Origin of the sequence: Vibrio sp. La 4.2.2 (genome assembly GCF_027586995.1) — a bacterium.
GTDB classification, from domain to species: domain Bacteria; phylum Pseudomonadota; class Gammaproteobacteria; order Enterobacterales; family Vibrionaceae; genus Vibrio; species Vibrio mediterranei.
Genome location: NZ_JAPPTJ010000010.1, coordinates 116708 through 136964 on the forward strand (window position 1 = coordinate 116708; position 20257 = coordinate 136964).

A 20257-nucleotide genomic window follows, 5' to 3' on the forward strand; every position below is an offset into this window, starting at 1 on the left:
GATGAAAATTCTTGTAATTGGTCCTTCTTGGGTCGGCGATATGGTTATGTCTCAAAGCCTTTATATTCGCCTCAAAGAGCTTTATCCAAATGCCAGTATTGATGTGCTGGCTCCTGCTTGGTGTAAACCTATCTTGGAGAGGATGCCGCAAGTAAATAGAGCAATAGAAATGCCTATCGGCCATGGTTCTTTTGACCTCACAGGGCGCTGGAAACTAGGTCGCAAGTTGAAGGGTGAACGGTATACCCATGCATTTGTTTTACCCAACTCTGCCAAATCTGCACTGATTCCCGTTTTCGCTGGTATCCCGAAGCGCATTGGCTGGAAAGGAGAAATGCGCTACGGCCTCCTCAACGACTTACGCCCTGATAAGCGGGTGTTTCAATACTATGTAGAGCGCTTTGTCGCGCTCGCGTCGACGAAAGAGACCATGCTACAAGAGGTGAAGCTGTCGTCTTGCCCCCGTCCGGCATTTACTATCGACGCGTCCATTCAACAGCAGGCACTTGATAAATTCAGCCTGTCGACGTATCGAAAGGTCTACGGCATGTGTCCCGGAGCAGAATTTGGACCGGCTAAACGCTGGCCAGATGCACACTATGCTAAGGTTGCACAATCCCTGATTGAAGAGGGTCATCAGGTCTGGTTGTTCGGTTCACAAAAAGACAAACAGGTGACCGAGAGCATACGAAAAGCACTGCCCCCTGAAGCGATGCAATATTGTCATAATTTGGCAGGAAGCACCTCATTAACCGAAGCAGTTGATCTGTTGGCGGCATGCGATACGGTTATCAGCAACGACTCTGGGTTAATGCATGTCTCAGCGGCAGTGGGCTGCAACATAGTGGCTATTTATGGCTCAAGTTCACCGGACTATACGCCACCACTCAGCGACAACGTGAAAATAATCCATACTGACATTGAATGTCGCCCTTGCTTTAAACGTGAATGCCCTCTTGGGCACTTGAAATGTTTGGTGGACTTGCCACCAAAGTGGATTCTGGACGCAATCCATCAACTAAACTCAAAAGAGAATTTGCAATGAAATACTACTGGTGTGAGCGCGGCGGCTATATCTCGAAGAAGGCCGAGCAATATCTACACAACGATTTTTCACCAGAGAAAGTCAAAAATATCACCGTCATTCGTCAAGCAGCACTGGGTGACTTAGTGATCGTGCGTCCATTTCTGACCGAAGCCAGACGATTTTTCCCGAACGCTAAAATTACCCTAGTCGGTGTATCTAACTACCAGTATGGCATGCCGTCTGATCTAGCTGACGAAACCATTTTTGTATCCGGCCGAGAGAAAAAGGCTGAGATGACACTGAAAAAGAAGTATCAGGAATTCTCTCAACTTTCTGAGCAAGATATTATTTTTGACTTGGCGGGTACCGCGCGTTCTTACTGGATGATGGCACTAAGCAAGGCAAAGTTGAAATTTGGCTTTCCCTACAAACCATACTTGAATGGCACTCTCTACAACATCTCCGTATTTCGTTCGGATTATCAGCCTGAAGTGGAGTGTATGTTAGATATGTTGAAAATGCTGGGGCACGCTCCACAGAGACCTCTGGATTTTGCCTACCCAAGTAATTTAGATGTCGTAGAATCAACAGAGGATAAACCGCAAATACTTTACTTCAATGGCGCTTCTACTAAGTCAAAAATTTTGTCTGAGCAACAAATGAAACAGCTACTCGAGAGCGCGGTTAAGGAACTTCCTGATTATGAACATGTCTATCTGGAAGGCAAAAACGATTTTGAAAAAGGCGATTTTGTCCGTCACCTGGAAACGCATGACAACTTTAAAATTCAGCCCTGTTTGCCTTTGGATGAGCTCGTCAGTTACGTTTCTAAAGCGATATTGGTAGTGGCTCCGGATACAGGTGTGAGAAATATTGCAGTCTCAACACATACACCAACCGTTGGTATTTTTTATTCGACCGTACCATTTCGCTATACACCCCTCGACGGACGCCATAATATTGTTATGAATGCCAATGGTGATATTCCGTCGAATCAACAGATTATCGACGCTGTTAAACACGCTCTATAGGTTACTTATGTCAAACTCCGAGCCCATTATCTCTGTAGTATGCCCATGTTATAACGAACAGGCCGTACTAACTATTTTCATGGAACGAATTTCATCGGTCCTACAAGACACCGGGTACAGCTACGAAGTCATTTTAATTAATGATGGCAGTAAAGACGACACCTTAAGTGTGATGGAATCTTTAAGAGAACAAGATCATCACGTTCGAACAGTAAACCTGTCTCGTAACTTTGGTAAAGAGGCCGCGCTGACTGCAGGACTGGATTTGGCTCGCGGAGAAGTCATCATTCCAATTGATGCCGACTTGCAAGACCCTCCTGAATTGATTCATGATTTTCTACGCGAATGGAATAAGGGGTTTGATGTTGTAGTGGCTAAACGAGTCGATCGCAGCACGGATTCATGGGCGAAAAAACTCTCTGCCGAGCTATTTTATAAGTTTCATAACGCGGTGGCACACGTGGAGATCCCAGAAAATGTTGGAGATTTTCGCTTAATCAACAGACGAGTTCTCAAGGCAATTCAGTTGTTACCTGAAAACCAGCGCTTCATGAAAGGGATTTTTTCTTGGGTGGGTTTCAAAACAGCGGTTGTCGAATATAAACGTGAGTCACGCGAAGCCGGAGAGACCAGTTTTAATGGGTGGAAGCTGTGGAACTTTGCACTAGATGGCATCACCAGTTTTAGTACTGCGCCGCTGCGTATTTGGCTGTATATTGGCAGTGTCATTTCAGCGTTTGCCTTTTTGTATCTTAGCATCACGGTCATTAAGACGCTGATCTTTGGTATCGACTCTCCTGGTTATGCGTCTTTGATTACCGTCATTCTATTTTTGGGTGGAGTGCAGTTAATAGGCATTGGTGTGCTTGGTGAATATGTAGGCAGACTCTACATGGAATCTAAGCGTCGGCCTAGCTATATTGTTGAGAGTGACAAGTACCAAGACGCCCCTGAAGAGAAGCAAAATGACTGATCTCCTTAACCGATTACTACAATATCGGATAGTAAGATTCATTTTGACAGGTGGTATGGCAACGGCAATTCACATTGCTGTTGCCTTTCTGTTTCTTCACTTTATTCAAGACAATGTGCTCTACGCCAATGTTTGTGGTTTTACTATTGCGTTCTTTTTTTCTTACTTTGCTCAGACGCTCATTGTATTCAAGAACAAAGTAAACTGGGGGAATGCGGTTAGATTTTTCACTGTTCAATTTGCTTCACTGATGGTAGCACAAAGCATTAGTGCGCTATTCAGTGATGTTAACAGTTATATTAGAGTATTGATTGTAGTGGTGATATTGCCCATCATTACCTATCTTGTTCATAAAATCTGGACTTTTTCAGAGCCAAACGATACCGCCACTAAAAAATAATCTCTAGAGTGATCTTATGCTGTCAAAAAAATTCCTAGAAAAACATTTTTCAACCCTTTATTTAATAGGTTTTGGGGTTGGTTTAGCCTTTGCGTTCATTTACGCCAACAATCAAATCATTGCGGGCGATCAAATACAAATGCTGCACAAAGGCTACTTGGCGGCTTACTCCGGAATCTGGACTAACTTTGGCAATGCCGCTAGTGCTGTCGGCAGCGTACCGGGCTCACTAACAACCTGGTTGGTTGCAGGACCTTTATTGCTCTGGGACTCACCTTGGGCCCCAGTAGTTTTACTATTTGCTCTGCGCATTTTGTCACTTCTCCTTTTAGACTCGGTGATTAAGCAAGTTTTCAATAAGCCAATGCGTCTGGCATTGTTAGCACTTTATTGGCTAAATCCATGGCTGCTGTACGATAGCCTGCTCTACAACCCCTCTTATTTGTGCTTCTTTGCCGCTTTGCATCTTTGGAGCGCCTTCAAGATGCGCGAAGGTGGCAATACGTTCCTGTATACCTTCCTGCACATCCTGTCTATCGGCTTAGCAATGCAGCTTCATTATTCCTGGCCTGTGCTGGCTGTACTTTCTCTCTATCTACTATATCGAGGTATGGGTAAAGTCTCGTGGTTAGGTTTGGCAGCAGCCATACTGGCACTTGGACTGTCGTTGATTCCGTATCTACTAGAGTACATGGTTAATGAGCAGCTCAGCCGTGAAAGCGATCGCTATATTGGCTACGGGCTTGTTCACGTCTATCCTGTGCTCAAAGCATTGCTATATTGGTTCCGCTACGCCTCTCTGCTTTTTTCGAATAAGGTAATTGCATATAGTGAGTTTGATTGGCTCACCAGTATCGAGTGGTTAAGAATGACCGCTTTATACGCTTGGAAAGGTCTCATTTTTATTATTGGCGGGCTCAGTGTGCTGATTTCAATAAAAGCGAATTGGGACTGGTGGCAACAAATCAAAAGTAAAATTAAACGCTCAACATCTACAGAAGCCCTTTCTGACAAGGCACTATGGCTTAAACTGTATGCTTTTGGTGCCGTAATTGGGGTACTAGTCAGTGCGGGCTTGTCTCCGATTACGTTTTCTTATTGGCACTTGATCCTAGTCTACCCAATTGCCCTTATTCCAATGTTGTTCGCGGTGCAGAAGTGGAGCAACGAGAAGCCCCAGATAATGAACAAGATTGCACCATTGTTCTGCGTTTATATTATTATGATCAACTTACTTGCCTCTCACGACAGCATTAAGTACTCATATAAGGTGAACTACGCCGACCAAGTAGAAGCGTTCCTGCAAGCAACGCCTGAAAAATACAACTTACAAGAACATAGGTAGAGCAATGCTGCGTCAAGTCTATACGTTGTTGCTTTTTATCGTCAGCCCCTTTTTTCTATACGGTTTGTTCAAAAAGAAAAAGGATAAGCCGAGTGTTAGTGGACGATGGAAAGAACATTTTGGGTTTACGCCTGTTCTCTCAAACACTAGCTCTCAGCCTATATGGATTCATGCTGTCTCTGTCGGTGAAGTCATTGCAATATCTCCACTGATAAAAAGGCTCAAGAAAGCTCACCCGGAAACTGTTGTTGTATTGACCACAACAACACCAACAGGAGCAGAGCAAGCCTGTAAGTTAGGAGATATAATCGAGCATCGTTATATGCCGCTCGATTTTGGTTTTGCTGTGAAAGGATTCTTAAAAGCAATCCATCCAAGTCAACTTCTTATTGTAGAAACTGAGCTTTGGCCAAACACCCTACACTGGGTAGCAAAAAACGGCATCCCGATTACCATACTTAACGCCCGGCTTTCCGAGCGTTCTTGTCAACGCTATGCCAAGGTTCAGCCTATTTTCAACCTGCTATCTAACCGTATTTCAACCTTTCTCTGCCAACACCAAGATGACGCTGAGCGATTTATTCGTCTCGGCGTCCAACCAGAAAAAGTTAGTGTCACGGGCTCGCTTAAGTTTGATATTTCCGTTAATGAACGAGATATTGAAGCGGGTAAAAAACTACGACAACAGATGGCAGATCGCCCGGTGTGGATTGCTTCTAGCACTCATGAAGGAGAAGATGAGCTATTACTAGCTGTCCATAGAGAAATTCTAAGGCAGTTGCCTGAGGCTCTGATGATTCTGGTACCAAGACACCCAGAACGTTTTCAAAGCGTGCTTGATGCTATTAAAAAATACGGCTTCACGGTTACTAGACGAACGAAGAAGCAGCCTATCACTCCAAATACTGAGGTCTTTTTGGGCGATACCATGGGTGAAATGATGACTCTGCTGTCCGCATCTGATGTTTGCTTTATGGGAGGTAGTTTACTAGGTAACAAAGTAGGGGGGCACAATCTTTTGGAACCAGCTGCACTTGGTATCCCAATGATAACAGGGCCTAGTTATTTTAATTTCAAAGACATCACTGAACAATTAAATCAGCTTGGAGCATGCGATATCATAGACAATACAGCAACCGCTTCGACCACCATTCTAGCGCTAATGAAAGATCCATCATATAGAGCCCAAATTGGGGAAGTAGCAAAGAGCTTTGTTCAGTCTAACAAAGGGGCCATCGAACGGACATTAAGTGCTTTGAACCTATAAGCCTACCCGCAGCAATCGCGGTTACCCTTACTAATTGATATATTATGAAATGAGAGACAACACAGTGACAAAGTCTTATGACATCTTAGTGCGAAGTAATATTTTCTTTCTAATCGGATTGGCTTTATCTATCCCATCTTCTAAAGCTGGGATGAATATATTTCTATACCCTTACTTGCTAACAACTTTCGCACTTTACTTCAAGAATGAGATTCAACTAAACCGTTCACAGTCTCTTGTACTAAGATCTTCTACTTTAGTATTTGTCTTAGGCCTACTATTCTCCTTTTTTTCAAAAGGAACAATGCTTGATTCACTAGTATATATACAGAAGTATTTATACTTACTCCTCCCTGCAGCCTTTTTGGTAACAGCCTATACGAAGCCAAAAGCAATATGGTGGTCCTTGACTGCTTTTCTATTAAGTATACTAGTTTGCATTTTTATCGACCTATACCTATTTGCCTATGTTTATGATTTTTTTAGCGAACAGACTGTTAGGCTTTGGGGACGTATAGGCTATAGCCGTTGGCCAGTAGTTCTAACAACTGGAATAACGATTTCATTAGTCTATATTTTGAGCAGTAGGCATTTACTCAAAACTGTTGTCGCTTTAGCATTTGTAGCACTATCAGTCTTTGCAGCGTTACTTGCTGGGAGTAAAGGTGGCATTGTATCTATTGCTATTATTTTATTTGGGTTTTCGATAGTCATCATTAGAGGTAGTTGGAAATATATCTTCGCCGTTTTATTGCTTACATTTTCAGTGTTTCAAATGGATACATTCCAAAGAGAGGTCGTTGATCGAGGCTTTTCAGCAGAATCGATTCAGGGCGAGTCGATTCAAGCTCGAATTGTCATGATTAGAACTGCGTGGGAGTTGTCCAAAGTTAATGCATCTGAAGATAAACAATACCTACTCTTTGGTGGTGGCTTAGACAAACCTGAAATTGCATTTGAGAATACACTTAGCTCACTCCCTAAAGAGCTAAGTGAAAGCCTTACATATGGCGGAAATAACTGGGGCTTTACGGACCTTCACAACAGCTATTTGGACCAAATATTTAAAAATGGGCTTGTTTTTTCTTTGTTATACGCCGCATTACTCATGATATTGATCATACAAGGTTATCGGGCAGCTGAAGTATCCAATGAAAAATTCCGGTACTCCAGTTTTATGTTTGTGGCTACGATTTTTTCCTACATAATGTTTAACAGCTTTTACAGTAATTTTGCAGATTATGCTGTTTATTCGCAATTTTACTTCCTATCTTTTGTCCTAACGCTTCCTATTCTGTTAGCTTCATCCAATAAGCCATCAGTTCAATAGAGAAATAACGGCAGCTTAGTCTTTGTCTGAGACTAAGCTGCTGAAGACAAGAGTAAAACAATGTCGTTTTCGGTTACCTGTATATTAGCTTTGAGTATTTCTTTATGGAACGATCTCTTCAGTCGATCTAAATTAGATTGCTTCCAGTTGTCACCAGCCTGCTTACTACACTTATCAAAATCAATAATCCAAACCTTCTCCTGATTATCAATCAGAATATTGTGGATATTGAGATCAGTGTGGTTCACCTGAGCTTGATGCATCTTACGAATTTCTTTACCAATCTTTCGATACATTGACTCTGGTAACACCTTCTCCTGCAAAATAGAAACAAGATCTCGAGCATTGGGGATTTTTTCACTCAGCAAGTCAGCTTTGTAATAAATGCCCATTTTAGTTGCCTGTGCAGCGATCGGTCTTGGCACATTGACCCCAGCTTTAATCAAGGTTTGAAGCAATTGAAACTCTTGATAGCTGCGAGTTTTGTCCCAGCTCGAAAACCAATACTGGTCTTTCACCAATTTACCGAACAAGCCTCCACGGCGATAATGACGTAGTGCCCCCTCGATAGTTTGTGTTTCTACAAACCACGTTGTTCCGCGCCCTTGAGCGCTGCCAATGACTCGGTTATTATCTTGCCAATATTGGGGGTCAAACACCTTTTCGATCGGTTCCTTCAGCAAGCTTTCATCAAACCAGTAAGTTGTGTTGTTGTTTTTAACTGTTTTCAATTTCTTGCTCCAATATAAGGGGGCTACATGAAGGTGGAGAGTCATTTTCCATCCATCTGATTTTACATTCATTCCGCCCCCCTGCATAATCTTTACATCTGACTCTAGCTTTGCGATTTTATGGCACTTTTTGATACCCCACCTCAATCCATATGTATTTTGCGTCTGTCTGCCATTGGTGATGTCTGTAATACCATTGCAGCCGTGCAAGCCATTCAGGCCTATTGGCCTAAGACTAAAATCACTTGGATTACTGGTAAGCTTGAGGCTCGGTTGTTAGAGAGCATTACTGGTATCAAGGTTGTTGTCTTTGATAAAAAAACTGGTTGGCAAGGCTACAAGCAGCTTTGGCAGCAATTGAAAGGACAGCAATTTGACGCTCTGTTACACATGCAATACGCATTTCGCGCTAGCATTGCGACATTAGGCATCAAGGCAAAATATAAGCTTGGTTTTGATGGAGAGCGTGCGCAAGACTTTCAAGGTCTATTTACTAATGTAAAAGTTCCGTCCCCGAGAAAAATGCACGTTCTTGATGGGCTAATGGCTTTTACCGAAACGCTGGGAATACTAGCCACAGAACCTACATGGCAACTTCAATACTCTGAGGAAGATCATGCCTGGGCTAAGCAATATGTTGCTGATAAGCGCAATTTGGTCATCGTGCCCGCGGCAAGTAAAGGCTATAAGAACTGGACCGCCGACGGCTATGTGGATGTGATTGAACATGCGATACAGCTAGGCTGGAATATACTACTCGCGGGAAGCCCTGCTCAGATCGAAATTGAGCTTAGTGAAAAGATTGAGAAAAGTCTCTCATCGCCTATTACTAATCTGGTTGGTAAAAGTAGCTTGCTCCAAATGCTTGCCCTTCTTGATCTAGCCGATTTAGTTATTGCACCAGACACTGGTCCTACTCATATGGCTAACGCCATGGGAACTCCAGTTATAGGCCTGTATGCTCACCATAACCCAAAGCGTACTGGGCCATATAATTATCAGGATTATGTAGTGTCTGTATATGAAGAGGCGATTTTAGCTGAGACGGGGAAACCAAGTGCAGAGCTCAGTTGGCGCGCTCGAGTTAAGGATAAAAAAGCAATGCAGCGAATTTCGTCAGATAACGTGATTGAAATGTTCGATCGGGTTATCGAGGCGGAAAGACTAGGTTAATCCAAGGGGTAAATCCACCGTCATCCCCTTGAAAAATGGGATCTCATGAAGCGTGCTGTGGAGTTGAGTACGCTTTAATTACTAGGCCGTTATTCACGTATAGTCACTCGCTTTGGGAGATCCTCACTTTCGTGAGGATGACGAGATAATTGGGGACGGCGAAAATTTACGAATTACATTACCCCTCTATAATAACCGGGGGTACAAACCAAGGACCATTACCGTGACCAAACCAACACTTGCTGTCGCAATGATTGTAAAAAACGAATCCAAGCACCTACGTGCCTGTCTCGAGTCTGTGCAAGGCTGGGTGGATGAAATCGTCATTATGGATTCTGGTAGTACTGATGATACCGCGGAAATAGCAGCGGAGTTCGGTGCGAAGTTTCATGCAAACCCTGAGTGGCCGGGGTTTGGACCACAACGACGCTTGGCACAAAGTCATGTAGAGTCAGACTTTGTATTCTGGCTTGATGCCGATGAGAGAGTTACTCCTGAACTTAAGCACAGTATTGTAGAGGCTGTAGAAAAGAACCTACCTTCCACTATCTACCAATTTGCCCGCCTTAGTTGGGTATTTGGGCGCTTTATTAAGCATTGCGGTTGGTATCCTGACAAAGTATTGCGTCTTTATCCAACCAAACTAACTCAATACGATGATTCTTTGGTTCACGAAAAAGTTGAAACGAATGGCGACATGCAAGTTGAGACGTTGAAAGGTGACTTAATCCACTACACCTACGATGATATCCATCATTATTTAGTCAAATCTGCTGGCTACGCAAAAGCTTGGGCAGAACAGCGAGAGAAACGTGGAAAACGCTCAAGTATCTCTCAAGGGATCATTCATGCTATTGCTTGCTTTGTAAAAATGTACATTATTAAAGCTGGATTCTTGGATGGTAAGCAGGGCTTTTTGTTATCAATTTTGTCAGCGCACTCCACCTTTGTGAAATACGCTGACTTGTGGGTTAGGACAAGTACTCAGCCGCCCAAGGATTAAGCTCCGCTGCTACCTGAACTAAATCAATGCGAGTCATATTCTCTTGGCTCGCTTTGTCCTCAGCTTTTGGTGGACAGAAAGCAATGTGCCTGCCATCTGAATTCAAAGGCTTCCAACGCAGCGGTGTTGCTGAACGCTTAGCGGGGAAAAAACCAACAGTTGGAACATCTAAAGCCGCCGCGATATGTAATGGACCTGTCGAACCAGCAACAAACAAGCTTGCACATGCGAGTGAGCATGAAAAATCCACCAGCCCGTCATTCTTATCATAAACCACACTGCGAATATCGTTGCTCGCAAGCAGTTGTTGCAGCACTCTTGCCTTGTCTTGTTCTCCGGGCCCAGCAGTCAGCACGATTTCAGCACTATGTTTGATACCTGCAATCAACTCGCAATATTGTTCTAAAGATAGATTATTGGCTGAGCCACCACTTCCAGCATGTACGTAGATCCATGGTTTAGCTTTATTTAGTTCTAGTTGAGAAGAGAGCTTTTCTTTTTGCTTAGCTAACGCATCAAGGGAGAAAGAGAAATATGGTGCGCGAGGCTCGACAATATCGATTTTTTGGTCTTTTAAAAATGCTCGAATTAGATCTAGGTTATATTCGTATTCTGGCTTAGCACTTTGCGAGCGCTTTTGTTTGATGCGTTTGTTGTAGAAGATTTGCGCTAACTTAGTTGCAGGGGCGAGTCGGTATGGGATTTTTGCTTTCCAAACCAATAAAGCGTTATATGTCGTTGAGAATAAATTAATCGATGCATCGAATTTCGCACCTTTTAAGGTATTTACGAGTGTTGCCTGAGCGTGTTTATCCGCCTTTTCTCCACAATCAATAATCACTTCATCAATCCACGGACATGCTTTCGCTAAAGCGACAGTATAACTGGGTACAAGCGCAGTAATGCGGCATTCCGGCATAGACGCTTTTAGCATAGCGAAGCTCGGCCAAGCCAACATAAAATCACCGATTTTATCGTTTCGAACTACCAGAATGTTTTTCATGTGATCTTTCTCTTTTATCTCGTATACCTAGCAACTCAGGATAATAGCAAGTCATTGGATTAATGATAACTGTTGCATGCCTGTTTGTTCGCATCTATAAAATGTTACACTGAACAAAATTTCTTACTAGAGCAAACATTGTGACCCAAAAGCGTTTATCTCGAGTTATCTACCCGGGTACATTTGACCCTATCACCAATGGCCACCTTGATCTTATTGAACGAGCGGCCACTATGTTTGATGAAGTGATCATAGCGATTGCAGCAAGTCCAAGTAAGAACACCATGTTTACGCTGGATGAACGTGTAGAATTCGCTCGCGAGGTCACCAAGCATTTAGAAAATGTTTCAGCCAAAGGGTTTTCTGGACTACTGGTGAATTTTGCTGAAGAACAGAAGGCCAATGTACTTATTCGTGGTTTACGAACCACTGTCGATTTTGAGTATGAATTCGGGTTGACCAATATGTACCGACGCTTGCTACCCGGTTTAGAGAGTGTGTTTCTAACTCCGGCAGAAGAGCATGCCTTTATTTCTTCAACCTTAGTTCGAGAAGTCGCCATCCATGGCGGTGATGTTAGTCAGTTTGTACCACCTTTAATTGAAAAGGCACTTCAAACTAAAAAAGTCGTCTAACTGTGGAACTTTGTTTTTAAAATTACACTCCCTAACAATAGATTGATTGCCAATTTATTGACCTACACTTAAAGAATGTGTGAGACTTCGTGAGTTTTTATTTGGCAGGATGATATAGCTATCATCCTGTTTTGGTTTGTAACAGAGACCCTGTTATCTTTTTTGGCGACAAGTTGGAGCTAACAAAATGATGAATAAAGAGCGAACGCTGTGGACCTTGCTAATTGGTGCGTTGCTCATCCGCCTACTTTCTCTTGGACTTTATCCTCTTATGGATACAACCGAGTCACGTTATGGAGAAATGGCGAGAATGATGGTGGAAACCGGAAACTGGTTAACACCTCTGTTTGATTATGGGGTGCCTTTCTGGGGCAAACCGCCGCTATTCACTTGGATGAGTGCGGCAAGTGTCGAGCTATTTGGCTTGTCTGAGTTTACTTTACGTCTTCCACACTGGATGGCCGGAGTATTAGTGGTATGGGCAGCGGCATGGTTCGCGAAAAAGAATGGTTATAACCCGCTTGTCACTGCGGTTGTGTTATCGACGACGCTCATTTTCTCCATCTCTGCAGGTGCAGTGATGACAGACATGGCCCTTACCGTGGGTCTAACACTAGCGATGATTGGCTTCTATCAATGCTGGCGTGGTGAGACTCTATGGGGCTACGTTGGCTTTGCAGGTCTCGCTATTGGCTTACTGGCTAAAGGACCAGTAGCCATCGTCTTATTTGGTATCGCGGTCTTCCCATGGATGGTGGTTCAGCATGGCATTATCGGTGCGTTTGTTGAACTTTGGCGTCGTTTCCCGCTCATCAAAGGCACCTTGTTAATGCTTGCCATTGCCCTACCTTGGTACATTATGGCTGAACGCGCTACACCTGGCTTTATCGATTACTTTATCGTTGGCGAACACTATAAGCGTTTTGTTGAGCCTGGCTGGACAGGTGACCTATACGGGTCTGGTCATGAAGAGCCCAAAGGAAAAATCTGGTTCTTCTGGCTATTGGCAGTATTACCATGGTCAATCATTCTGCCTATTTTGATGCTAGTTCGCGCCAAATTTGGTTGGGAGCAAGCAAAGCAGAATCACGGTTTTACCAGTTTTGCAATTTGGTGGGCGTTGTCTCCGTTGATTCTATTTACTATGTCGAGCAATATCTTGCCAACCTATGTTCTCCCAGGCACACCAGCTATCGGTATTTTGTTGGCCATTTTCTGGAAGAAGAAGGACACCATTTGGTTTGCCATTGCATCACTGATTGTTCCAGTGGCGCTGATTGCAGCAACTTATATGCTCGCTACAGGTAAGATTGCTGATAACAGTGATAAGGCGATCTTTGAAACTATCGATCCTAATGTCCGTACTTTCTACGTCTACCCTAGATCATACTCAGGCCAGTACTACAGTAACGGTCAAGCTAAGGTGTTTGAGTCGGATGACCAAGTGAAAGGGTTAAACGAGTTCTACATCATCTCGTACAAAGATAGACAGCGTGACTTTATTCCATTTAAGGAAAAGTACGACTGTAGCAAGCAAGCTGTAGCCGAGAGTCACGATAGAATGGCGTTACTTTGTAAAATAAAGCCAAGTAACTAAAAAATAAAAGGGTCGGTATGCAAGCATACCGACCCTTTTTTAACTTTGCTAATAGTTAGATACCGTACTCTGCACGATACGCTTTCACTGCCTCTAAGTGCTCAGCGTTATCACCTTTCTCTTCAAGGAAAGTTACAAGGTCAGTTAAGCTTACAATCGAAATGACCGCACAGCCGAAGTCACGTTCTACTTCTTGAATCGCTGATAGCTGGCCTTTACCCTTTTCTTGACGGTCAATAGCAACAAGTACGCCTGCTAGATCCGCGCCATTAGCTTTAATGATTTCCATCGACTCGCGAATCGCTGTACCGGCGGTAATCACATCATCAACCAACATAATGCGGCCTTCTAATGGGCTGCCAACCAAATTACCACCCTCACCATGGTCTTTTGCTTCTTTACGGTTGAAGCAGTAAGGAGTGTCCACATTGTGGTGGTCAGCCAGCGCAACCGCTGTCGTTGTCGCAATAGGGATGCCTTTATATGCAGGGCCAAACAGCACGTCATAATCAATGCCAGAATCTGCTAACGCTGCTGCATAGAAGCGACCTAGACGTGCAAGGTCACGGCCAGTATTGAAAAGCCCAGCGTTAAAGAAATAAGGGCTTTTACGACCAGATTTAAGGGTAAATTCGCCAAATTTTAGAACTTCTTTTTCTAGTGCAAATTCAATAAATTCACGCTGGTATGCTTTCATTTTTTCTCTCTCGGTTGTTGTGTTTAGGTATGCCATTGTCATACCTGATTTAGACAAAGGTCTAGTCAAAGTTGTCGCTCGCTTTGAGTAGATTCCTGCCTACGCAGGAATGACATACGACGTTAGCCTGTATCTTAGTCAAAAAAATAGCCCCCTTACGGGAGCTATCAATCAATCTTCTAATGCCAGCTTCTGAGCTGCAACGATCTCGGCAATGCCTTTATTTGCTGACTCTAGCAATGCCATTAGTTCTTTGTGAGTGAACGGTTCGCCTTCCGCTGTCCCCTGAATCTCAATCATTCGACCGTCTTCAGTCATTACCACGTTCATATCGGTATCCGCAGCTGAGTCTTCGGTATACTCAAGATCGCATAGGATGTCTTCGCCTAAAATACCGACAGATACTGCAGCAACGTGGCCTTTCATTGGGTTCGCTTTTAGTTTGCCTTTCGCAACTAAGTGAGCGAACGCATCTGCCATTGCCACACTTGCACCTGAAATAGACGCCGTACGTGTGCCACCGTCCGCTTGAATCACATCACAATCGACAGTGACCATGACTTCACCCATTGCTTCCAAATCAACAACAGCGCGAAGGCTACGTGCGATAAGACGCTGGATTTCCATAGTACGACCGCCTTGCTTACCACTCGCTGCTTCGCGACGCATTCTCGAATGCGTTGAGCGTGGTAGCATGCCGTATTCTGCAGTTACCCAGCCTTTACCTTGGCCTTTTAGCCAGCGAGGTACATTTTCCTCTACCGTTGCATTACACAACACTTTGGTATTGCCGAACTCGACTAATACAGAACCTTCTGCATAAGCGGTATAGTTGCGAGTAATTTTTATTGGGCGCACTTGGTCTGCTGCGCGATCATTTGGACGCATGGACATTACCTTTGTTGGGGAAGAGGATTTGGTTGGGCGAGGATTATAGCGAAGATGGCTTTACGGGTCTAGCATCCTAAGTGCTAGGGACAATTCAATACATCCACCATTGGATATCTCATCGTGTATGACTTAGCGCACCTCACTATGCTAACATGAAGACAGTTTGAACAATTTATCAATCCAAGGAAATCAATCCATGATCTACAGCATGACCGCATACGCGCGTAAAGAAGTCAAAGGTGACTGGGGTAGCGCAGTATGGGAAATCCGCTCAGTAAACCAACGTTATCTAGAAACTTACTTCCGTCTTCCTGAGCAGTTTCGTGGTCTAGAACCTGTACTTCGTGAACGTTTCCGCAAACGCCTAGCACGCGGTAAAGTAGAATGCCACTTGCGCTTCGAAGCAAACCCTGCTGCAAAAGGTGAGTTAAGCATCAACGAGACACTGGCTCAGCAAGTAATTGGTGCAGCAAAGCAAGTTATGACAATGACAGGTGAAGATAGCCGCCTAAATCCATTCCAAGTGATGCAATGGCCTGGTGTTATGGAAACACCTGAACAGGATATGGATACCATCAATAAAGCATTGCTTGAGGGTTTCGAGCAAGGTCTTAGCGACTTCATCGATGCTCGTGCTAGTGAAGGTGAAAATATGAAGGCGCTAATCGTCCAGCGTCTTGAAGCGATCACTGCTGAAGTAGTTAAGGTCCGTGCGCGTATGCCAGAAATCCTTGAATGGCAACGTGAACGTCTACTGAACAAGTTTGAAGAAGCAAAAATCGAGCTTGATACCTCACGCGTAGAGCAAGAACTCATTCTACTGGCACAGAAATCAGACGTTGCTGAGGAACTGGATCGCCTAGACTCTCACGTAAAAGAGACAACCAGCATTTTGAAGAAAGGTGGCTCTATAGGTCGTCGTCTCGATTTCATGATGCAAGAGTTCAACCGTGAGTCGAACACACTGGCGTCTAAGTCTATTAGCACCGATATCACGGCATCGGGTGTAGAACTTAAAGTTCTTATCGAGCAGATGCGCGAGCAAATCCAAAACATCGAGTAGCACCAACAAGGCCCTAAACACCATGAGATTAATAGATAAAAATATCATCATTGGCAGCTATGGTCAGATGTTCGCCGAGCTTTACATCGATTTATTGATAAATCGATGTGAAATACCTTCTGATGATATTTGTTTTGTCGCGTTGGACAATCAAATTAGCAATCAGTGCAACTCAGTTTGTGGAGTACCTGCATACAATTTTAGTGATTGTAGCTTAGATGAGTTTAGTGAGTGCAGAAGTATCACTACGATATCACTCAACCCCAATAATAGTAGTCAACTAGAGCAGATGATTACCACAACACCCAAGCTGATTGAAAAAATCTATGTGCATCTTACTGAAGATGAAGTGAATCGTTGGGTGAGTACGAAAAAGCAGTACGGAGAGCTAACTATCACCAAGAAGAATTTTATGAGTGATGCTTGCTTACGTATTATACCCAAAATAGAAAATTTCATTGCTGCAGAAACCCCATTCAGAGAGAAACTTCAGTATGTTTTAGAACGCGATAACTTCAAGATATTTGATGCTAGAGATGCATTCCGTTCGTTGCCAGACAATACTTGGCGGTTGTTCTCACGGTTATATGAAGAAGATAAGAAAAGCTCTAAGCCGGAACAGAAAATTCTCTTCGGAGCAAAGCAGGGAGTATTTAGCATCAAGTACATTCTGGGTGTTTTTAAGGAGTTATCCTCGAGAGGGAAACTTCTTGATTACAAGTACATGGTTTTTACTTACAAAAAAGATAAGTCGGTACGAATTATTCTTGACCTTTACTGTATTTACATGAGGAACATCAAGAGGAAAAATATCGATATAAGCTATCCAACAGCATCGAATGCAATATCTTACAATGCCCTAATCAATTCTTGTAATCACCTTATCCTCCAATATAGAGGGAGCATGACAACAGCGAAGAGTTACATTGCTCTTGGATGTGGCAGTGTACATGTTGAACGTGGCTCTAATAATGAGATAGAACTTTGCCAAAATGATGGCATTAATGCAGGTATCTATAGCAATACAGCTGAGCTCATTGACAACATTACAAACAATGCAATTGATATTGTCGATAATAAAAGGCTCATAGAGGAAAACTACGATTACAAGTATAAAGTCCTCAACAAAATATATCGTGCATAGCTAACCAATGGTCCTTTTGAATCTCAAAGGACCATTGGGCTCATCACCTAACTAGTGGCGACTCTCTGTCACTAGTTTCTATAGCAAAATCAAATACGCCATAAACACCACAGATAACACATAAATCACAGGATGCACCTGTTTCCCTTTCCCTGCCACAACCATACTAAATGCATAACTGATAAAGCCCATCGCCATACCATTTGCTGGTGAGAAGCTTAATACGGTAAACATAATGGTGAAAAAGGCAGCGATGCGAGACTCTTTCTTTTCCCATTGAATATCACCTAAGCGACCAATCATATAGATACCAACCACGACCATAGCTGGCGCTACCATTGCCGCAGAGAATAGCGAGAACAACGGGTATAGGAAGAGTGATAGTAGGAATAGACCCGCTACGACGACTGCAGCTAAGCCAGTTTTTGCACCTTGCGATGAGGCAATACCAGACTCTGAGAATGCCGTGACTGATGTGGTACCAAACACTGAACCCATTACTGTACCGCCTGCATCTGCAATCAGCGCTGAGCGGGCGTTAGGCACCTTACCATCTTTATCAATGATACCGGCATCACGACCTACCCCTACGATAGTACTGAGCCCATCGAAGAAATCGACAATCAAAAAGATGATCATAATAAACAGCAGATCAAACATCTTCTCTGCGGTAATCCCTGAGAAATCGAAGATGGCGCCAAAGCTGCTCGCCATGCTTGGTGGCATTGCCACGAGTTGTTCAGGGATTGGCGCATTGTTGGTTCCCATGAAGGTATCAGCCAAAATCGTAAGCACGATGGCAGACACAAAAGAGATAAATGTCGCCAACTTAATATCGCGAACCATACAGCCTAATGCGATAAAGATACTGATATAAGCGATGATGACTTTCGGGTCAGAAATATCGCCCATACTCACGAGAATAATCGGGTTGGATACGATAATGCCCGCATTCTTAAGACCAAGAAACGCAATAAATAAACCAAGAGATACGGTAATAGCGAGTTTCAAATCTTCTGGAATCGACTCAATCATCGCTTTGCGTATTTTAGTTAGCGATAAAATAAGATAGACAACACCCGAGAAGAAGATGCCAAGCAGCGCTTCATGCCAAACTAATGCCACTGAGCCACTTAGTAGCATACCTTTAAAGAAACCATTCATGCTCATGCCGGGGGCTAGCATCACTGGGTAGTTTCCAAAAATACCCATGATTAGCGTAGCGAAGGCCGCAGCCAAAGCCGTTGCTGTAAATACAGCGCCACGGTCCATTCCAGGAATGTCCCCCAAAATGGCTGGGTTTACCGCCAAAATGTAGCTCATAGCGAGGAAAGTGATAAAGCCAGCATATACTTCAGTACCGATAGTGGACTTACGCTCACTCACTTTGAAGGTGGATTCAATGATAGTAGGGCTAGCTTGGCGTTGCCCGGTTAGTTCTGCACTCACAGTAGGACCTATAGCGATAAAAAGGGAGACGCAAACGTATGCGCGATAGAAATATTGGCGCGAATTCTAATCAGACTCAGGAATAAATCAATGCTTTTGTGAGTTATTTTTATCTCTTTAAAAACAAAACGTTGATATTTAAGCAAACGTTTGCTTTCAGGCAAAAAGAACAACTGGCTTCCGCGGTGTTTTTGCTCCCTTTTAAAATGCAGCCACACGTTGCCTGAGCACTCACCGGATGACTTGTCGAGCTCCTAGCAAACATGATACTCTTCGCCTCCATTTTTCTGGCCGATTTTTAAACGCTTTGGTCAGTGAACGTATAGAATAGAAGTATCAAATAACGATATTCTCTACCCCTTCAACCAAGATGTGGACTCTGAAAAATGATAGGTAAAGGTACGCTTTATATCGTGTCAGCACCAAGCGGTGCTGGTAAATCGAGCTTAATTTCAGCAATGTTGGAAAAAAACCCGACATACGCAATGAAAGTATCAGTGTCTCACACGACTCGTGGTATGCGTCCTGGTGAAGAAGACGGCGTTCATTATCACTTTGTTGAGAAAACCGATTTTGAATCGTTGATCGAACAAGGTGCGTTTTTGGAATACGCCGAAGTCTTCGGAAACTACTACGGTACTTCTCGTCTATGGATTGAAGAGACGCTAGAAAAAGGCATCGATGTATTCTTGGATATCGACTGGCAAGGCGCTCGTCAAATCCGCGAACAAATGCCAGAAGCGAAAAGTGTCTTTATTTTGCCACCATCTAACAGTGAGTTAGAGCGTCGCTTGAACGTACGTGGCCAAGACAGTGATGAAGTGATCGCCAAGCGCATGAGCGAAGCGAAGTCAGAAATGTCTCACTACAATGAGTACGATTACGTCATTGTCAACGACGACTTCGACGGCGCACTTGTTGATTTTAAAGCTATTTTGCGTGCTGAGCGTCTTAAGCAAGACAAACAAGCGGTGAAATACAAAGGTATGTTAGACGCCCTACTCGCCGAGTAAGGTAGATTTTAACCACTTCCTTGCAAAGTGAGGCTCAAAATAGGGTCTCACCCTAAGCAAATAATGCAATAAACCAGAAGTAACAGTAGCTAATAGGATCATTTGTGATCTAGAATCTAAACGTAATAGCCTGTATACTTTCTCGTCATCAAAAATTTAGTTAACTATTGGAGTTCTTATGGCACGCGTAACTGTTCAAGACGCTGTTGAAAAAGTTGGTAACCGTTTCGACCTAGTTCTTATTTCGGCTCGCCGCGCACGTCAGATGCAAATCGGTGGTAAAGATGCATTAGTGCCAGAAGAAAATGATAAGCCAACGGTTATCGCACTTCGCGAAATCGAAGAAGGCTTGATCACGAAAGAAGTACTAGATGCACGTGAACGTCAAGAGCAGCAAGAGCAAGAAGCTGCAGAACTAGCGGCAGTAAGCAGCATTGCTCACAACCGTTAATTCCTAGTACCTAATCAGAGTTCCATCGACTTTC

20 protein-coding genes are annotated in these 20257 nt (G+C 43.5%); 15 read left to right on the plus strand and 5 right to left on the minus strand.

The window, feature by feature from the left end; translation table 11 throughout:
* Window position 1: 1 nt before the first annotated feature.
* The 7 genes from waaF to OH456_RS20560 all read left to right on the plus strand — a co-directional run bounded on the left by waaF (window position 2) and on the right by OH456_RS20560 (window position 7373).
* On the plus strand, window positions 2–1045 hold the full coding sequence (waaF, locus tag OH456_RS20530; RefSeq protein ID WP_198558417.1) for a lipopolysaccharide heptosyltransferase II: 1044 nt from the start codon (window positions 2–4) through the stop codon (window positions 1043–1045).
* On the plus strand, window positions 1042–2058 hold the full coding sequence (locus OH456_RS20535) for a glycosyltransferase family 9 protein (RefSeq protein WP_198558418.1): 1017 nt from the start codon (window positions 1042–1044) through the stop codon (window positions 2056–2058). The genes waaF and OH456_RS20535 overlap by 4 nt, the downstream gene beginning before the upstream one ends.
* Window positions 2059–2065: 7 nt before the next feature.
* Window positions 2066–3031 carry a glycosyltransferase family 2 protein gene (locus tag OH456_RS20540; RefSeq protein WP_198558419.1) on the plus strand — a complete coding sequence of 322 codons (966 nt, stop codon included), beginning with the start codon at window positions 2066–2068 and terminating at the stop codon, window positions 3029–3031.
* Entirely contained in the window at window positions 3024–3431 is a 408-nt protein-coding gene (locus tag OH456_RS20545; RefSeq protein WP_198558420.1) for a GtrA family protein, read from the plus strand. Before OH456_RS20540 ends, OH456_RS20545 begins: the two co-directional genes overlap by 8 nt.
* A gap of 16 nt (window positions 3432–3447) precedes the next feature.
* Entirely contained in the window at window positions 3448–4776 is a 1329-nt protein-coding gene (locus OH456_RS20550; RefSeq protein WP_270034153.1) for a 3-deoxy-D-manno-octulosonic acid transferase, read from the plus strand.
* A 4-nt stretch (window positions 4777–4780) separates the two neighbouring features.
* The gene (gene waaA / locus OH456_RS20555; RefSeq protein WP_270034154.1) at window positions 4781–6043 is read left to right on the plus strand and encodes a lipid IV(A) 3-deoxy-D-manno-octulosonic acid transferase; all 1263 of its coding nucleotides are present in this window, start codon (window positions 4781–4783) and stop codon (window positions 6041–6043) included.
* 304 nt (window positions 6044–6347) lie between these two features.
* Entirely contained in the window at window positions 6348–7373 is a 1026-nt protein-coding gene (locus tag OH456_RS20560) for an O-antigen ligase family protein (RefSeq protein WP_270034156.1), read from the plus strand.
* 32 nt (window positions 7374–7405) lie between these two features.
* Here the strand turns inward: OH456_RS20560 and OH456_RS20565 are convergent, their stop codons facing one another.
* Complete coding sequence (locus tag OH456_RS20565) at window positions 7406–8149, minus strand: 3-deoxy-D-manno-octulosonic acid kinase (protein WP_270034176.1); 744 nt, start codon at window positions 8147–8149, stop codon at window positions 7406–7408.
* A gap of 75 nt (window positions 8150–8224) precedes the next feature.
* Between OH456_RS20565 and OH456_RS20570 the strand changes: the two genes are divergently transcribed.
* Together OH456_RS20570 and OH456_RS20575 are read left to right on the plus strand one after the other, a co-directional pair.
* Window positions 8225–9277 (plus strand): glycosyltransferase family 9 protein, encoded by a 1053-nt coding sequence (locus tag OH456_RS20570; protein WP_270034158.1) that lies wholly within the window; start codon window positions 8225–8227, stop codon window positions 9275–9277.
* A gap of 217 nt (window positions 9278–9494) precedes the next feature.
* A complete protein-coding gene (locus OH456_RS20575) occupies window positions 9495–10280 on the plus strand; it encodes a glycosyltransferase family 2 protein (RefSeq protein ID WP_031493551.1) in 786 nt (261 codons plus the stop codon).
* On the opposite strand, the gene OH456_RS20580 is transcribed toward OH456_RS20575, so the two are convergent.
* The gene (locus OH456_RS20580) at window positions 10249–11283 is read right to left on the minus strand and encodes a glycosyltransferase family 9 protein (RefSeq protein ID WP_270034159.1); all 1035 of its coding nucleotides are present in this window, start codon (window positions 11281–11283) and stop codon (window positions 10249–10251) included. The genes OH456_RS20575 and OH456_RS20580 overlap by 32 nt on opposite strands.
* Window positions 11284–11423: 140 nt before the next feature.
* Here OH456_RS20580 and coaD point away from each other — a divergent pair, with 140 nt between their 5' ends.
* Both coaD and OH456_RS20590 read left to right on the plus strand, forming a co-directional pair.
* Window positions 11424–11918: a pantetheine-phosphate adenylyltransferase gene (coaD, locus tag OH456_RS20585; protein ID WP_124940402.1), complete on the plus strand. Its 495-nt coding sequence runs from the start codon at window positions 11424–11426 to the stop codon at window positions 11916–11918.
* 190 nt (window positions 11919–12108) lie between these two features.
* Complete coding sequence (locus OH456_RS20590) at window positions 12109–13515, plus strand: ArnT family glycosyltransferase (protein WP_270034177.1); 1407 nt, start codon at window positions 12109–12111, stop codon at window positions 13513–13515.
* Window positions 13516–13570: 55 nt separating this feature from the next.
* Here OH456_RS20590 and pyrE read toward each other — a convergent pair whose 3' ends face one another.
* Both pyrE and rph read right to left on the minus strand, forming a co-directional pair.
* Window positions 13571–14212, minus strand: a complete 642-nt coding sequence (pyrE, locus tag OH456_RS20595) for an orotate phosphoribosyltransferase (protein ID WP_270034161.1) — start codon at window positions 14210–14212, stop codon at window positions 13571–13573.
* 171 nt (window positions 14213–14383) lie between these two features.
* Complete coding sequence (gene rph, locus OH456_RS20600; protein WP_270034162.1) at window positions 14384–15100, minus strand: ribonuclease PH; 717 nt, start codon at window positions 15098–15100, stop codon at window positions 14384–14386.
* A 199-nt stretch (window positions 15101–15299) separates the two neighbouring features.
* On the opposite strand from rph, the gene OH456_RS20605 reads away from it, so the two are divergent.
* Together OH456_RS20605 and OH456_RS20610 are read left to right on the plus strand one after the other, a co-directional pair.
* Entirely contained in the window at window positions 15300–16166 is an 867-nt protein-coding gene (locus OH456_RS20605; RefSeq protein ID WP_031493547.1) for a YicC/YloC family endoribonuclease, read from the plus strand.
* Window positions 16167–16188: 22 nt separating this feature from the next.
* Entirely contained in the window at window positions 16189–17310 is a 1122-nt protein-coding gene (locus OH456_RS20610; protein WP_198558428.1) for a hypothetical protein, read from the plus strand.
* 78 nt (window positions 17311–17388) lie between these two features.
* Here OH456_RS20610 and OH456_RS20615 read toward each other — a convergent pair whose 3' ends face one another.
* A complete protein-coding gene (locus tag OH456_RS20615; protein ID WP_270034164.1) occupies window positions 17389–18759 on the minus strand; it encodes an NCS2 family permease in 1371 nt (456 codons plus the stop codon).
* 389 nt (window positions 18760–19148) lie between these two features.
* Here OH456_RS20615 and gmk point away from each other — a divergent pair, with 389 nt between their 5' ends.
* A complete protein-coding gene (gene gmk / locus OH456_RS20620; RefSeq protein ID WP_031494034.1) occupies window positions 19149–19772 on the plus strand; it encodes a guanylate kinase in 624 nt (207 codons plus the stop codon).
* 178 nt (window positions 19773–19950) lie between these two features.
* Complete coding sequence (gene rpoZ, locus OH456_RS20625; protein WP_006071268.1) at window positions 19951–20223, plus strand: DNA-directed RNA polymerase subunit omega; 273 nt, start codon at window positions 19951–19953, stop codon at window positions 20221–20223.
* Window positions 20224–20257: the final 34 nt, after the last annotated feature.